Origin of the sequence: Microbispora corallina (assembly GCF_016863035.1) — a bacterium.
In the GTDB taxonomy this organism is placed as follows: domain Bacteria; phylum Actinomycetota; class Actinomycetes; order Streptosporangiales; family Streptosporangiaceae; genus Microbispora; species Microbispora corallina.
In genome coordinates this window covers 155,557-171,029 of sequence record NZ_BOOC01000007.1, presented here as the reverse complement: position 1 = coordinate 171,029, position 15,473 = coordinate 155,557, and the positions used below count along the sequence as shown (strand labels likewise).

Below are 15,473 nucleotides of genomic sequence, written 5' to 3'. Positions count from 1 at the left end.
GATGGCCTGGTGGTTCGCGGCCGCCGGCGCCGCCGGCCTGTGGCTGCTGCTCCTTCTCGCGCTCGCCGTCGCGACGCGCAACCCCGAGGTCGAGGCCGGGCCGCCCACGGGCGAGCTGGCCGAGCAGTCCCCCGCCGTGGTCGACCTGATCACGGGCGGCTGGCGGCTGTGCGACGAGGCCCCGTCGGCGACCCTGCTGGATCTGGCCGCCCGTGGCGCCGTGCAGATCGAGGAGATCGGCCCGGAGCTGTCCCTCGTCCGGCTGCGCCGCGACGAGCCCACCGGTCTGCGGCCGTACGAGCGGCTGGTGCTCGAGCACGTCCGCTCACTGGCCGTCGACGGCGTGGTGGCGACCGGCGCGCTGGCCGAGGGCTCGCGCAACCTCGGCCGCTGGTGGAAGAGCTTCCGCAAGAAGGTCATCGTCGACGCCCGTGAGCAGGGCCTGTCGCGGCCCCGGTGGAGCAGGGCGCACGCCGCGCTCCTGACGGCGGCGGCCGTCGTGCCGGCCGCGGCGACCGGGGCCGCGGTGACCTTCACCGACAGCAGGCACGAGGGCGGCCTCGGCGCGGCCATCGTGTCGTTCGCGCTGCTCGTGAGCCTGATGAGCAGGCTGAACGGCGAGCGCGGAACCGAACGCGGCGCCCGGGCGGCGGCCCACTGGCTCGGCGTGCGCGAGCACCTGTCGGCCGGGCGGTTCGCCGAGCAGCCGGCGGCGTCGGTCACGATCTGGGGCCGCCACCTGGCGTACGCCGCGGCCCTCGGCCTCGCCCCGCGGGCCGTGACCAGCCTGCCGGTCAGCACGCCCGCCGACGACAGGCGGGCCTGGTCCGACTACGGCGGCATGTGGCACGTGGTGGAGGTGCGGTACCCGTCGCGGCTGCTGTGGGGCCGCAAGCCGCTGCCCACGATCGGCCGGGGCCTGGCCGCCGGGTTCTTCGCGGGCTTCTGGACCTGGATCCTGCTGATCGTCGCCTCCGCGTTCGACCTGTGGCCCGACGGGCTCGCGACGCCTGGGGCGCTGCTCGTGGGGGCCGCGATCGCCGGCCTGCCGATCGTCTACGCCCTCTCCGACCTCGGCACCCCGGCGACCGTCGAGGGCCAGGTCGTACGGCTGCGCCGGTTCCAGTCGGGGACGAAGGGCGACGACAACCCGAAGTGGACGTACTGGTGCGCCGTCGACGAGGGCCGCTCCCGTGAGGTGCGCGCCCTCGGCCTGGACGAGGAGATGTGGCACGGCCTGAACGAGGGCGACCGGGTGCGGGCGCTCGCCGGCAGGCGGCTGGGCTGGATCAGGCAGATCGAGGTCGTGGAGCGGTCGCGGACGGCGGGGGCCGAGCGCTACGACGACACGGGCGAGCACCTCGTCGACGCCCCGGAGAACCTCGCCCAGGTCAAGGTCCTCCCCGGCCTCAGGACGGGCCGGGGCGGGAGGGACCTGCCGCGGCCCGCGGACCTCGTGACGCCGGCCGACCTCAAGCGGGCCCTGGGCATCGACGTGACCGGTCCCGTGTCCTACGACGGCCCGCCCCCCGCGCCGCCGTGGCTGGAGGTGGCGTCGTGCCGGTACGAGTGCGGGGCGGGCGTGCGGGTCGACGTCCACGCCGCCACCGGGCTGCGGTCCCGCTACCTGATGGTCCTCGGCCACCTGGCGACCCGGACGCAGGGACGGCCCGTGCCCGGGGTCGGCACCGGCGCGATGCTGTACCCGGGCCTGGTGTCCGCCCAGACGGGCAGGGGCACCTTCGCCATCGCCGTCTCGTCCCCCTCCGGGCCGCCGCCGCCCGGCCCGCTCATCGACCTGGCCCGTACGGCGGCCGCCCGGCTGTCGGAGGCGTGACAGGGTCAGCCGGCTACCACACGGGCGGCCTGCGGTCCCCCCAGAACCCGCCCACGGACTGCTCCACCTGCGACGACAGCGAGATCAGCGTCCCCTCGTCGCCGAACCTGCCGGCCAGCATGACCCCGATCGGCAGGCCGTCGGGCGTCCAGTAGAGGGGCAGGTTGACCGCGGGCTGGCCGCTCACGTTGTACATCGCCGCGAACGGCGCGAAGCGCTTCATCCGCTCGAACGTCTCCTCAGGCGAGTCGACGTCCTCGAACCAGCCGACCGGCACCGGCGGCTGCGTGACGGTCGGGGTGAGCACCGCGTCGTACTCGTCGGTCACGAGCATCGCGAACCGGGTGGCGAGCTGCAGGGCCGACTGGGCCTGGAGGAACTCGGGCGCCGTGACGGCGTCGCCCCGCTCGCGCAGCCAGGCGGTCAGCGGGCGCAACTTCGGCTCCAGCTCCGGGGCGACCGGATGCATGCAGGAGAAGCTGAACCACAGCTTCACGAACTCCGGCACCATGTCCGCGCCGAACGGCGCGGAGATCTCCACGACCTCGTGCCCGAGCGACTCCAGCACCGCCGACGCGCTCTCGTACGCGGCCAGCACGTCGGGGTGGACCTCGGCACCCGGGACGACGGGGGTGGCGTACCGCGCGATCCGCATCCGGCCCGGCTCCCTGCCGACGTAGGCGGAGAACGAGCCCAGCGCGGGAGGCGGCGCCCAGTAGAGGTCGCCGGGGTTGTTGTGGGCCATGACGTCGAGCAGCGCGGCGGCGTCGGCCACGGTCCGGGTGATCGGCCCGTTCGTGGACAGGCCGGCGAGGTCGGGCACGATCGGCGCGAACGAGATCCGGCCGCGGGTGGGCTTGATGCCGTACAGGCCGCAGACGGAGGCGGGGATGCGGATCGACCCGGCGCCGTCGCTCCCCTGCGCGGCGGGCGCGAGACCGGCGGCCACGGCCGCGGCGGCGCCGCCGCTCGACCCGCCGGCGGACCTGGACGGGTCCCAGGGCGTGCGGGCGGGCTCGTTCACATAGGTCTCGGTGTAGCACGGCAGGCCGAACTCGGGGGTGCTCGTCTTGCCCAGCATGATCGTCCCGGCGTCCCTCAGCCGCTCGACCACGCTGTCGTCCACCGGCGCCACGAACCCCTCGTACGTCGCCGAGCCGAAGTAGATCGGCACGTCCTTGACGAGGTTGAGGTCCTTGATGGGGACGGGCACCCCGAGCAGCGGCGGCAGGTCGCCGGGGTCGGCGGCGGCGAGCCGGGCCTCCTGCTCGCGAGCCTGCGCCAGCGCCCGGTCGCCCGTCACGGTGACGAACGCGCCGAGGCCGGAGCCGAGCCGCTCGATGCGCTCCAGGTAGTGCTGCGTGATCTCTACGGGGGACAGTTCCCGCTTTCGTACGGCGTGGGCCTGCTCGAGAGCGGTAAGATCATGAATGTGCGCCACGCTACTGAACGGTAGGCCCCCTGGACGCAGATATCTAGAGAGGATACCCGTGTCCGGGCCCTGCGAATCGGCAGAAGCAGGCCACAAAAGTATGAACCATCCAACACTAGGCAAGGCACTGACGGCTCAACTACCGTGAGTGATGTGGATACCGGTCTAGCGCCAGAAGACGGTCACAATACGTCACCAATCTGGGTGAGTGACCACACGTCGGAGCGGGCGGAGAGCCCCTCGACGCCCGCTGACGCCCCAGCGTCTACGACGACGTACGCGCCAGTGGAACGCGCGTCCCTCCGCACGCTGCTGAGAGACCCGCGGTATCGCCATCTGCGCCGCCGCATGCTGGTCGCGGTCGTGGCCGCCGTCGTCTTCGGCGTGCTGCTGGGAAGCTGGCGGCTCGGCCTCACGGTGGGCGTCCTCGCGTTCATCGCCGACGCGATCTACCGCGCGCGGACCGTGTCGTCGGTGCCGGCCTGGCGGCGCGCCTCGGCCGCCGAGCGGCGCACCGAGGGTCAGCTCCGCAAGCTGGAGCGCAGCGGGTACCGGACGCTGCACGCGCGGGCCATCCCGGGCAGCGAGGCGCAGATCGACCACCTCGTCGTCGGACCCACCGGCGTATACGCCGTGGACTCCGAGAAGTGGGACAAACGGCTTCCCGTGCGGGTGCAGTCGCACCGCAAGCTGTTCCACGGGCCGTTCAACCAGAAGCCCCGGCTCGACGAGGCCCGGTGGGAGGCCGCCCAGGCCAGCGACCTGATCAGCAAGGCCCTCGGGCGCGAGATCACGGTCGTCCCGTCGCTGGCGATCTACGGCCCGGCGATCCCCTGGCGCATCCTCAACATCCGTGACGTGGACGTGTTCTCCGGCGGACTGGTCCGCAGGTGGATCACCAAGCGGGAGCGGTCCCTCACCACGGCGGAGATCGAGTCGATCCACCGGGCCGCCGAGCGGGTGCTGCCGCCGCGTTATCCCGAGTAGTGGACTGCCGGTCTCGGCAGGCGGGCGGTGGTCGTACCATTTGAAGACTCGTAGTCTTCGGATGGGAGTCCGCCCATGCCCGCCCTCAGGTCTCGTACGGTCACGCACGGCAGGAACATGGCCGGTGCCCGGGCCCTGCTCCGGGCCACGGGCGTAGCCGGCGGAGACCTCGGCAAGCCGATCGTCGCGGTGGCCAACAGCTACACGCAGTTCGTCCCCGGTCACGTGCACCTGCGCGAGGTGGGCGACGTGGTCTCGGCCGCCGTGCGCGAGGCGGGGGCCATCCCGCGGGAGTTCAACACGATCGCGGTCGACGACGGCATCGCGATGGGCCACGGCGGGATGCTCTACTCGCTGCCGTCCCGCGAGCTGATCGCCGACGCGGTCGAGTACATGGTCAACGCCCACTGCGCGGACGCGCTGATCTGCGTCTCCAACTGCGACAAGATCACGCCCGGCATGCTGCTGGCGGCCTTCCGGCTCAACATCCCCACCGTCTTCGTGTCCGGCGGCCCGATGGAGGCCGGCAAGATCCCGGGCAAGAAGCTCGACCTCATCGACCCGATGATCGCGGCGGCCGACGACAGCGTCTCCGACGCCGAGCTGCTGGAGCTCGAGGAGAACGCTTGCCCGACCTGCGGGTCCTGCAGCGGCATGTTCACGGCCAACTCGATGAACTGCCTCACCGAGGCCATCGGGCTGGCGCTGCCCGGCAACGGCACGATCCTGGCCACCCACAAGGCCCGCAAGACCCTGTTCGAGGACGCCGGCCGCGCGGTCGTCGACATCACCCGGCGCTACTACGAGCAGGACGACGAGTCGGTGCTGCCGCGCAGCATCGCCACCCGCGACGCCTTCGAGAACGCCATGGCCCTCGACGTCGCGATGGGCGGCTCGACCAACACGATCCTCCACCTGCTCGCCGCCGCCCGCGAGGCCGGCGTCGACTTCGGGCTCAAGGAGATCAACGAGCTGTCGCTGCGGGTGCCGTGCCTGTGCAAGGTCGCCCCGGCCACGGCGAAGTACCACGTCGAGGACGTGCACCGCGCCGGCGGCATCCCCGCCATCCTGGGCGAGCTCGACCGCGGCGGCCTGCTGCACCGCGACGTCCACAGCATCCACGCCTCCTCCCTGCAGGAGCACCTGGCCGCCTGGGACCCGAAGTCCCCGCAGGTCACCGACGAGGCCATGGAGCTGTGGCACGCCGCGCCGGGCAACGTCCGGACCGTCAAGGCCTACTCGCAGGACGCGCGGTGGGACGACCTCGACCTCGACCGGTCGGAGGGCTGCATCCGCGACGTGGAGCACGCCTACACCCGCGACGGCGGCCTCGCCGTGCTGTACGGCAACATCGCCCAGGACGGCTGCGTGGTGAAGACCGCCGGCGTGGACGAGTCGATCTGGCGGTTCTCCGGCCCTGCCGTGGTCTTCGAGTCGCAGGAGGACGCCGTCGACGGCATCCTGGCGAAGCGGGTCAAGGAGGGCGACGTCGTCGTCATCCGCTACGAGGGCCCCAAGGGCGGCCCGGGCATGCAGGAGATGCTCTACCCGACGAGCTTCCTGAAGGGCCGCGGGCTCGGCAAGGCGTGCGCGCTGATCACGGACGGCCGGTTCTCCGGCGGCACGTCGGGCCTGTCCATCGGCCACGTCTCCCCCGAGGCCGCCGAGGGCGGGATCATCGGCCTGGTCGAGGACGGCGACATCGTCGAGATCGACATCCCGGGCCGCTCGATCGAGCTCAAGGTGCCCGAGGACGTGCTCGCCGCCCGCCGCGAGAAGGTGGTGCGGGAGCTCGGCGGCTACCGGCCGCGCGACCGGCGCCGCCCGGTCTCCGCGGCGCTGCAGGCGTACGCCGCGCTCACGACCTCCGCGTCGACCGGCGCCTCCCGGGACCTGAGCCAGCTGTCCCGGTAGGGAGAGCTGGGCCGTATCCCTTGCGGTAGAGGGCCGGGCGCCTCGGCGCCGGCTCCCGGTCGGCGCCTGGCCGGTCGCGCCGGTGGGTGGCGGCGGCGGGACCTGAGCGGGCTGTTCCGTTAGGCAGAACTGGCCGTCAGGACAGGCGCTTTTCCGAGAACGCGTTCGGAAAAATGTCGGTCCTCGTCGTTATGGTCGAGGTATGGCCAACGTCACACGGCACTCGCTGACGGCCGAGGAGCTCGCCGCCCTCGCGCTGTCGCTCGCCCACCTCGGGGCGGGCCCGCAGTCGGTCACGGCCCGCCGCGGGCTGCGCCACGCCTTCGCGCACCTCGACCTCAACGACGACGTCATCGCCACGACCCTGCAAACGCTGACCACACCGCTGCCGACCGACGTCGCCCGGCGCGCCCGCGCCGTGGCCAACGCCATCACCGCCCGGCTCGTCGTCCGGATCCAGTACCACGACGCCGACGGCCGTCTCACGGTCCGCGACGTCGAGCCGGTGACCTGCCTGGTTCACGGCGAGTTCTGGTACCTGGTGGGCTGGTGCCGCATGCGCCGGGGAATCAGGGCCTTCCGCTTCGACCGCATCGTGGCGGTCGAGCCGACCGACCTGCCGAGCCGGCCGCATCTCCCCCAGCGCTACCTGCCCTTCCAGCGCCGGGCCCGTCCCGGCGCCGCCTCCGGCCCGGGCTCCGGCGGCGACTTCACCCCCGCCGTCGCCTGACGTGGTGAGCCTCGGCCCCGGGAAGCAGCCCATCCGGGGCCGGGCTCACCGCCCTCGGCATCGTCCTCGTCCCCCTACCGGGAAGGCGGCGCCTTCCGGGGCCCGGGGCTACCGTCGTCGGCGTCGCCCTCGTCTCCCTACCGGGAAGGCGGCGCCATCCGGGTCGCGGCTCCGGGGCCCGGGGCCCCGCCCTCGTCTCCCTACGGGGGAGGCGGCGCCATCCGGGTCTCGTTCCCGGATCGGCTGTGCCGGGCGGTCAACCGGCGCAGCAGCCGCCGCCGCAGCACCCGCCGCCTGAGGATCCGCGGGGGGCGGGGCCGGCGCCCGCCTTGCCGGTGACGGCGACCGTCGACAGCAGCTTCACCGTGTCGCCGTGCCCGGAGGGACAGGTCGCGGGAGAGTTGGCCTCGGCCATGGGCCGGTTGAGCTCGAAGGTCGAGCCGCACGCGCGGCACCGGTAGTCGTAGCGTGGCATGCCCCCTAATGTACGGCCGGATCGCCGCCGGCCGCATGACCCCTCCCCACCATCACCAGTGGCCGGCCGCAACTCACACCTCGGCCACCACCGAGGGCGGGCCCGCCCCTCACGTTCCGCGATCCGATGGCCCAGCCCGGCCGTGCCGCCTGCCGCGGTACGGGCGGACCGCGGTTCTCAGGCGAAGTGGATCGTGGCGTAGTCGTCGATGGGGCGGTAGCCGAGCTTGCGGTAGATGGAGTTCGACGTGGGGTTGGCGAGGTCGGTGAACAGCAGCACCTCGTCCGCCCCCTCGTCCAGCGCCTTACGGGTGGCCGCGTGGGTGACGGCCGCGCCGTACCCGCGACGGCGCAGGTCGGGCGGCGTGTAGACGGGACCGACGCGGGACATGGCGGCGATGGGCGCGGAGACGCCGGCCAGCGAGACGGGCCGGCCCTCGTCCTCCCACCAGAGCAGTTCCTCGCGGTTGACGCGTGCGGAGACGACGGGGGTGGGGTCGGCGCCCGCCTCGACGTGCGCCTCCTGCTGGAAGGCCCGGAACCAGTCGACGGCCTGCGGGATCTCGTCGGCCGGCACGGTCCGTGCCTTTCCGGGCGCGGTCGCCGCCTCCAGCGTGCCGAGCCGGAACAGCCGCTCGGACCTCCGGCCGCGCACGGGCCGCCACCAGGCCCGCGCGAACGCCTCGGCGGCGGCGAGCGGGCCGCTCACCCCAGGGATCACCTGGTCCCGTTCGATCAGCGTGGCCGCCAGCGACGGCAGCGTCCCCAGCGGGACGTCGGCGAGGAGCAGCGGGCGGGGCGGCGTGTGGAGGACGGCGGCCACCACGTCGCCGCCCTCCTCCAGCCACCCCAACAGCGGGTCCTCGACGAACTGGCCGCCGCGGATCCCGCGTGACACGGTCAGCGGGACCGTGTTGCGCACGGGATCGCGCAGCAGCCAGGGCTCGGCCACCTCGGCGAACTCGCCGGGGTCCGACGTGAACCTCCAGGTCATGTCACATCAGGCCGCGGGTTCCAGGTAGGGCGCCCACTGAGGGTCTCCGTCGAGCTGCGCGCCGATGAGCCGCCAGTGGGCGCCGTGTGGCACCACCAGGGGGACGTGCAGCGTCCACCCCAGCTCCTCCAGCAGACGGTCGGCCTTTCTGTGGTTGCACGGCATGCACGAGGCGACGCAGTTCTCCCAGGTGTGAGGGCCTCCCCGAGACCGGGGAATGACGTGGTCGATGGTCTCCGCCCGCTGTCCGCAGTAGGCACAGCGGAAGTTGTCCCGGCGCATCAGCGCGGCCCGGGTGAGCGGGATGCGCGTCCGGTAGGGGATGCGGACATAACGGCGAAGCCTGATCACCGACGGCACGTCCAGCGTGCGTGTGGCCGAGCGCAGAACCGCGCCGCGCCCGTCGCGGTGGACGACGTCCGCTTTCTCTCTCAGGACCAAGATCACGGCCCGGTGCAGGGAGAGCGTGGTCAGCGGCTCGTAGGTGGCGTTCAATAGCAGGACTTGGCGCATCAGCCGGCCTCCACAACTGCCTCGGCTGTGCGCCACGGTTGTGGTCCCGTCTGCTGGGACCCGGATGCTTCCGTCACAGGGACCTCCGCCGGACGGCCCAGCGGATCGTCACCACGGCACCGCCCTTCACCAAAGTGTGGCCTGTTGAGCGGCCTGTCCGCCACCCCATAATGAGGTCGATGGAGCGGGCAGCAGGGACGCCTGGTGCTTCTATGCCCAGGGGATCATCCGTTTACTCCCGTCTTGGCCGGGTACGGCCGAAGGGACGCCGCACTGCCGCGGCTGATTTAAAGTGCCAGCATGACGCGACTGCCGTATCCGCCCGCCCGCCGTGACGAGATCGTCGACGTGCTGCACGGGACCCCCGTCCCCGACCCGTACCGGTGGCTTGAGGATCCGGACGCCCCGGAGACCAAGGAGTGGCTGGACGCGCAGGACGCGCTGTTCCGCGGCGCCGAACTCGACGGCCGCGAGCACTTCCGGGCCCGCGTCGCCGAGCTGCTGCGCTCGGGCTCGGTCGGCACCCCGGTCTGGCGGGGGGAGCGCCGCTTCTTCACCCGCCGTACGCCGGACCAGGAGCACCCGGTCCTGTACGTCGCCGACGAGGACGGCGAGCGCGTCCTGCTCGACCCCACGGCCCTCGACCCGTCCGGGGTGACGACGCTCGACTCCTACCAGCCGAGCAAGGAGGGCGACCGGCTGGCCTACCAGATCTCGGTGGGCGGCGACGAGGAGTCGAAGCTCTACGTCATCGACGTCGAGAGCGGCGAGGTCGTCGAGGGGCCGATCGACCGGTGCCGCTACTCCCCCGTCGCCTGGCTGCCGGGCGGCGAGGCGTTCTACTACGTCCGCCGGCTGGCGCCTGCCCTGGTCCCGGACGGCGAGGAGCAGTTCCACCGCCGCGTCTACCTGCACCGCGTGGGCTCGCCGGCCGACGACGACGTGCTGATCTTCGGCGAGGGGCTGGAGAAGACCAACTACTACGGGGTGGCGGTCTCCCGCGACGGCCGCTGGGTGTGGATCTCCGCCGCCCGGGGCACCGCCCCCCGCAACGACCTGTGGCTGGGCGACCTGTCGGCGTCCGCACCCGAGGCGCCGGCCCTGGTCACGGTGCAGGAGGGCGTCGACGCGCAGACGGCGCTCCACGTGGGCCGCGACGGCCGGCTCTACGTCTTCACCGACCTCGACGCGCCGCGCGGCCGCGTCTGCGTGACGTCGCCGTCGGAGCCCGGCGCGGACAGCTGGCGGGACCTGATCCCGGAGGACCATGAGGCCGTCCTGTCGGACTTCGCGATCCTCGACGACCTGCCCGAGCCGATCATCCTCGCCGGCTGGACCCGTCACGCCATCTCCGAGATCACCGTCCATGCGCTGGAGACGGGCGAGCGGACCGGCGAGGTTCCGCTGCCCGGCCTCGGCTCGGTCGGCGGCATCGTCGAGCGTCCCGAGGGCGGCCACGAGGCCTGGTTCAGCTACACCGACACCATCACCCCCACCGCGGTCTACCGCTACGACGCGCTGACCGGCGAGACCACGCTGTGGGAGGCGCCTCCCGGGGCGATCGAGGTGCCCGAGGCCCGGACCGAGCAGATCGTCTACCGCTCGAAGGACGGCACCGAGGTCCACATGCTGGCCATCTCACGCGACGGCTCCGGCCCCCGGCCCACGATCCTCTACGGGTACGGCGGCTTCGGCATCTCGATGACCCCCGGCTTCTCGGCGACCGCGCTCGCCTGGGTCGAGGCGGGCGGCGTCTACGCGGTCGCGCAACTGCGGGGCGGCGGCGAGCAGGGCGAGCAGTGGCACCGCGCCGGCATGCTCGGCCACAAGCAGAACGTCTTCGACGACCTGCACGCGGCAGCCGAGCACCTCATCGCCACCGGCGTGACCAGCCCGGACCGGCTCGCCATCTCCGGCGGCTCCAACGGCGGCCTCCTCGTCGGGTCGGCGCTCACCCAGCGGCCCGACCTGTACGCGGCCGTCGTCTGCACGGCCCCCCTGCTCGACATGATCCGCTACGAGAAGTTCGGCCTGGGCGCGACCTGGAACGTGGAGTACGGATCGGCCGACGTGCCCGAGGAGTTCGGCTGGCTGTGGGGCTACTCGCCGTACCACCGCGTCCGCGAGGGGGTCTCCTATCCCGCCACGCTGTTCGCGGTCTTCGCCTCCGACACCCGGGTGCACCCGCTGCACGCGTGGAAGATGGCGGCGGCCCTCCAGCACGCGCAGGCGGGCGACCGGCCGATCCTGCTCCGCAACGAGACCGAGGTGGGCCACGGCGCCCGGGCCGTCAGCAAGTCGATCGAGCTCGCGGCCGACCAGCTGGCGTTCCTGGCCCGGCACACGGGCCTCGGGGTCACCGGGGGAAGATGACGGTCTTGTGGCCGTCCAGCAGCACCCGGTGCTCGGCGTGCCAGCGGACGGCCCGGGCCAGCGCCTGGCACTCCACGTCGCGGCCCATGGCGGCGAGGTCCTCGGCCGAGTGGGTGTGGTTCACCCGGGCGACCTCCTGCTCGATGATCGGCCCCTCGTCCAGGTCGGCCGTGACGTAGTGGGCGGTCGCGCCGATGAGCTTCACCCCGCGCGCGTGCGCCTGGTGGTACGGCTTGGCCCCCTTGAAGGACGGCAGGAACGAGTGGTGGATGTTGATCATCCGGCCCGCCAGCTTGGCGCACAGGTCCTCCGAGAGCACCTGCATGTACCGCGCGAGCACCACCAGGTCGGCCTGGTAGTGGTCGACCAGAGCGAGGATCTCCGCCTCCTGCCGCGGCTTGGTCTCCGGCGTGACCGGCAGGTGGTGGTACTCCACGCCGTACGACTGGGTGAGGGGCCGCAGGTCCGGGTGGTTGGACGCCACGCCCGTGATCTCGATGGGCAGCAGGCCGGACCGCACCCGGTAGAGCAGGTCGTTCAGGCAGTGGTCGAATTTGCTGACGAGCACCAGCGCCCGCGTCCGTACGGCGAGGTCGAAGAGCTGGAACTCCATGCCGAACTCGGGGGCGAGCCCGGCGAAGGCCGCCCTCAACTCGTCCAGCGACAGTTCCGCCGCGAACTGGACGCGCATGAAGAACCGCACCGCGACCGGGTCGCCGAACTGCTGGCTCTCGATGATGTTGCACCCGTGCCGGGCCAGCAGCCCGCTGACGGCGGCGACCACCCCGGGGCGGTCGGGGCAGGACAGGGTCAGCACATACTCAGCGCTCATGCGTCGATCCTCAGCGGGGAGTGTCGTTATCGCTCCAAGCGTAGGGCCACCGGCCGCGGGAAATGGAGGCGATGATGGCGGACGGCCGTCCGGCGGCCCGGGTGCTGTGTGTGGACGGCGAGGGCCGGGTGCTGCTGCTGCGCTGGCATGACCCGGTCGCGGACCGGACATTCTGGGAGCCGCCGGGCGGCGGGATCGAGCCCGGCGAGACGGATCTCGACGCGGCCCGGCGTGAGCTGTGGGAGGAGACCGGGCTGCCCGGCGAGGCCGTCGAGGACCTCTGGACGCCGGTCGCGCGGGACTTCCACTGGCTCGGGGTGCACTACGTGAAGACCGAGCGCTTCTACCTGGCCCGCTTCGACGCCACGCCGCCGGTCGCGTCGGCCGCGCTCACGCCCGGCGAGCACGGCACCTACCGGGGCCACGCCTGGCACCCGCGCGAGGTTCTCGCCACCCTTCCCGAGCCCGTCGAGCCTCCCGGCCTCCCCCGCGTCCTCGACGTCCTGCTCCGCGGCGCGTCCTGACGTCCTCCAGGCCAGGCCGCCCCTGGGGCCGGCCGGCGTCGTGGCGCTCGACCGGCCAGGGTCGGCCGGCCGTGTCGTGACGTCCGGCCGGGCCGTCGTCGGGTCAGCCAGCCTTGTCGTGGCGTTCGAGCGCCTGGCTGATCTCGGCGTCGTCGGGCGCGAGCTCGTGGGCCCGGCGCAGGTCCTGCTCCGCGTCGAGGTCCCGGCCCAGCACCGCCAGGGCCGTCGCCCGGTTGTAGTAGAGCGCGGCGTCCTCGCCGAGGTCGAGGGCCCGGGTCAGGTCGTCGACCGCCCCGGCGGCGTCGTCGGTCTCGAACCGCAGAATGGCCCGGTTCGCCCAGGCCGAGCCGAGCGCGGGGTCGGCCGACAGGGCCGCATCGAACGCCGCCCGCGCCTCCGCGAACCGCCCCGCGGCCGTCTCCAGCTGTCCGAGCACGCCCAGCAGGTGGGCGTTGCCCGGGTCGAGGCCGAGCCCTGTCTCGACGTCCCCCCTGGCCGCGTCGTGCTCGCCGAGCATCTCCAGGACCCCGGCCCGGTTCACGTACGCGTTGACGTACTCGGGGTCCAGCTCGATCACGTGGTCGAGGTCCTCCCTGGCCTGGGCGAGGTCGCCTTCGGCCAGGCGCAGCTCCGCCCGGTTGTAGTACGCCTCCGGCAGTGGCGGGCTCACCTGGATCGCGGTCTCGTAGTCGGCCAGCGCCTCGTCCGCCCGGCCCAGCTCGAACAGCAGGTTCCCCCGGTCGAGGTAGTGGTCCGGGAAGGCCGGGTCGATCGCGATGGCCCGGTCGAGGTCGCGCAGGGCGTCCGCGGGCCGGCCGGTCCTGGCGAGGAGCTGGGCCCGGTTGGCGAACAGCACCATCCGGTGCACCGGGTGCGCCTGCGGCGGCAGGTCGCGCTCGGCCAGGTCGATGGCCGACTGCACGAGGTCGAGGGCCCGGGCGACCCTGCCCTCGCGCAGTTCGATCAGCGCCCGCCCGTTCTGGTCGAACCCGAGCTTGAACGCCCGCTGCCGCCGGTCCGGCAGCAGGGTCGAGATCGCGATGGCCTCGTTGATCCAGCCGCGCGCCCTCGGGAGGTCCCGCTCGGCCGGCACCGGGTTGCGCGCGTCGAGCATCGCCGTGCCGTAGGCCGAGGCGGCGTGGACCGCGGGGTCCACGCTCACCCTCCGCGCCCGCTCGTACAGCTCCAGCGCCCGGTCCCGGCGGCCGAGGCCCGCCAGCGCCGTGGCCGTGCGCTGGGTGAAGCGCCACCACAGGTCGGAGCCGGGCTCGGCGAGCCGCAGCCCGCGCAGGCCCAGGTCGGCCACGGCCTCCAGGAAGCCCTCGGCGACGCAGTGGTCGACGGCGGCCCACAGCGACCGCAGCGCGGCCGCCCGGTCGCTGCCGTGCTCGCGGTGGTACGGCAGCGCGCCCAGGTCGTACTCCGGGCCCAGCTCCGCGGCCCGCGCGTCGTGCAGGCGCGCCCGCTCGCCGGCGGACAGCGCCCGGTACGCCTCGTACGCCGCCGGGTCGTCGCCGGTGCCGTCCAAGGCCACGTAATCACCGGCGTCCTCGTCCGGCATCTCGCGGGCGGGCGCGTCGACCGGCCGCGCGGCCCCCCAGGGCGGCTCGGGCGACCCGACGACCAGCGTCAGATCGCTCACCCGGCGGCTCAGCACGCGCAGCAGCTCGCGGTCGGTGGCGTCGGCCTCATGCAGGTTGTCCACCACCAGAGCGCGCGGCCCGGGGAGGCAGTCGCGGACGAACTCGGCGATCCCGTTGGCGACACGGAGCGTGCGGCGCGGGGCGGGCACCAGGATGCGCTCGTCCTCCGGCAGACCCGCCTCGATCGTCTCGCGGCGGGCCGGGACCAGCGGGCGCAGGTCCGCCGCGGCGGACCGGATCTCGATGTCGTGCGTGGCCACCAGCTCAGGGGAACGCTCCAACGCATCCGGAACCAGCGCGCGCAGGATCGCTCCACCCACCGTGTAGGGACCACGCAGCCGCCGATGCCCGTTCACCACGGACGTCAGGAGGGGAGGCAGCTCCAATGTCCGGAGCGCCGCCACGCGGTCACGGGAGAGTCTCCCCCTGACCCAGATGTGACGAGGCCGGTCCCTCACCCCTTGTGGATGACGCTGGAGGCGCCGGTGAGCTTCGCGGTGCCGGGCTTGCGGATAATGATCTTCTTCATTGCGGCTCTTCCCCCACTCGGGCGAACAGGACAAGGCACAAGTATTGATTCAGATCAGCTATCCGCCAAGGCCTGGAAGCACTATCTATCGGGAGAAAAGCGGTGAAACTACACCATTTAGGGGTTTCTCCAGATAAAGGACGACCATGTCCCCGCGAGCTTCGCGCCGTAACTCCCGCCAGCCCGATTTCCGGTACAGCTCCAGGGCCGCCACCTGCCGCAGGGTGGTGTCCCCGCAGAGCAGGGAGTAGCCGAGCTCCCGGGCCCGTTCCTCCAGCACCTGCATGATCTGCGCGCCGTAGCCGCGTCTCTGATGGTCGGGGTGGACGCGCAGACGGCACATTTCGGCAGTCCGGTCGTCGATCCTGCGCAGTCCGCCCATGGCCACGATTCCGGCCTCGGGCAGCTCGCCGACGAGGAACTCGCCGCGGGCGGCCAGGTAGATCTCGGTGATGCGCGGGAAGTCGTCGTCGTAGTAGACGCCGTCACCGGGGGAGATGCCGACCTGCGCCAGGCCGACCTGGTGCAGGGACCACACGGCGTCGAGGTCGGACCACCGGTATCGACGGATCCGCAGCGTCGGGGTCACGCCCGGCTCGCTTTTCCCTGTGGCCGCGCGGACGACGCCGCCAGGGTCTCCCTGTGCCGGCACGCGACCGCCCGGCGCCGGGCCTGTGGCCGCCGGCGCCGG

The 15,473-nt window shown here is 72.8% G+C and carries 13 protein-coding genes; 6 read left to right on the top strand and 7 right to left on the bottom strand.

Annotated elements, in window-relative coordinates; translation table 11 throughout:
- The first annotated feature begins 1 nt into the window (after position 1).
- The gene (locus tag Mco01_RS11750; protein ID WP_204056915.1) at positions 2-1,837 is read left to right on the top strand and encodes a DUF2207 family protein; all 1,836 of its coding nucleotides are present in this window, start codon (positions 2-4) and stop codon (positions 1,835-1,837) included.
- Positions 1,838-1,850: 13 nt separating this feature from the next.
- Here Mco01_RS11750 and Mco01_RS11745 read toward each other — a convergent pair whose 3' ends face one another.
- Positions 1,851-3,278, bottom strand: a complete 1,428-nt coding sequence (locus Mco01_RS11745) for an amidase (RefSeq protein WP_204056914.1) — start codon at positions 3,276-3,278, stop codon at positions 1,851-1,853.
- 276 nt (positions 3,279-3,554) lie between these two features.
- On the opposite strand from Mco01_RS11745, the gene Mco01_RS11740 reads away from it, so the two are divergent.
- The 3 genes from Mco01_RS11740 to Mco01_RS11730 all read left to right on the top strand — a co-directional run bounded on the left by Mco01_RS11740 (position 3,555) and on the right by Mco01_RS11730 (position 6,900).
- On the top strand, positions 3,555-4,256 hold the full coding sequence (locus Mco01_RS11740; protein WP_239103532.1) for a nuclease-related domain-containing protein: 702 nt from the start codon (positions 3,555-3,557) through the stop codon (positions 4,254-4,256).
- Between the two features lie 75 nt (positions 4,257-4,331).
- The gene (gene ilvD, locus Mco01_RS11735; protein WP_036331905.1) at positions 4,332-6,170 is read left to right on the top strand and encodes a dihydroxy-acid dehydratase; all 1,839 of its coding nucleotides are present in this window, start codon (positions 4,332-4,334) and stop codon (positions 6,168-6,170) included.
- A 202-nt stretch (positions 6,171-6,372) separates the two neighbouring features.
- Positions 6,373-6,900 carry a helix-turn-helix transcriptional regulator gene (locus Mco01_RS11730; RefSeq protein WP_051458999.1) on the top strand — a complete coding sequence of 176 codons (528 nt, stop codon included), beginning with the start codon at positions 6,373-6,375 and terminating at the stop codon, positions 6,898-6,900.
- 256 nt (positions 6,901-7,156) lie between these two features.
- On the opposite strand, the gene Mco01_RS11725 is transcribed toward Mco01_RS11730, so the two are convergent.
- From Mco01_RS11725 to Mco01_RS11715, 3 genes are all read right to left on the bottom strand, one after another.
- Complete coding sequence (locus tag Mco01_RS11725) at positions 7,157-7,375, bottom strand: FmdB family zinc ribbon protein (RefSeq protein WP_204056912.1); 219 nt, start codon at positions 7,373-7,375, stop codon at positions 7,157-7,159.
- 177 nt (positions 7,376-7,552) lie between these two features.
- Entirely contained in the window at positions 7,553-8,368 is an 816-nt protein-coding gene (locus tag Mco01_RS11720) for a GNAT family N-acetyltransferase (protein WP_204056911.1), read from the bottom strand.
- 6 nt (positions 8,369-8,374) lie between these two features.
- Positions 8,375-8,881, bottom strand: a complete 507-nt coding sequence (locus tag Mco01_RS11715; protein ID WP_036331902.1) for an HNH endonuclease — start codon at positions 8,879-8,881, stop codon at positions 8,375-8,377.
- Positions 8,882-9,181: 300 nt separating this feature from the next.
- Here Mco01_RS11715 and Mco01_RS11710 point away from each other — a divergent pair, with 300 nt between their 5' ends.
- The gene (locus Mco01_RS11710; protein ID WP_204056910.1) at positions 9,182-11,254 is read left to right on the top strand and encodes a prolyl oligopeptidase family serine peptidase; all 2,073 of its coding nucleotides are present in this window, start codon (positions 9,182-9,184) and stop codon (positions 11,252-11,254) included.
- Here Mco01_RS11710 and purU read toward each other — a convergent pair.
- Positions 11,238-12,086, bottom strand: a complete 849-nt coding sequence (gene purU, locus Mco01_RS11705) for a formyltetrahydrofolate deformylase (protein ID WP_204056909.1) — start codon at positions 12,084-12,086, stop codon at positions 11,238-11,240. The genes Mco01_RS11710 and purU overlap by 17 nt on opposite strands.
- A gap of 74 nt (positions 12,087-12,160) precedes the next feature.
- Here purU and Mco01_RS11700 point away from each other — a divergent pair, with 74 nt between their 5' ends.
- A complete protein-coding gene (locus Mco01_RS11700) occupies positions 12,161-12,610 on the top strand; it encodes an NUDIX hydrolase (protein WP_204056908.1) in 450 nt (149 codons plus the stop codon).
- Positions 12,611-12,713: 103 nt separating this feature from the next.
- Here the strand turns inward: Mco01_RS11700 and Mco01_RS11695 are convergent, their stop codons facing one another.
- Positions 12,714-14,513, bottom strand: coding sequence for a tetratricopeptide repeat protein (locus tag Mco01_RS11695; RefSeq protein WP_239103531.1), 1,800 nt, complete (start codon positions 14,511-14,513; stop codon positions 12,714-12,716).
- Positions 14,514-14,867: 354 nt separating this feature from the next.
- On the bottom strand, positions 14,868-15,371 hold the full coding sequence (locus tag Mco01_RS11690; protein ID WP_036332186.1) for a GNAT family N-acetyltransferase: 504 nt from the start codon (positions 15,369-15,371) through the stop codon (positions 14,868-14,870).
- Positions 15,372-15,473 lie beyond the last annotated feature (102 nt).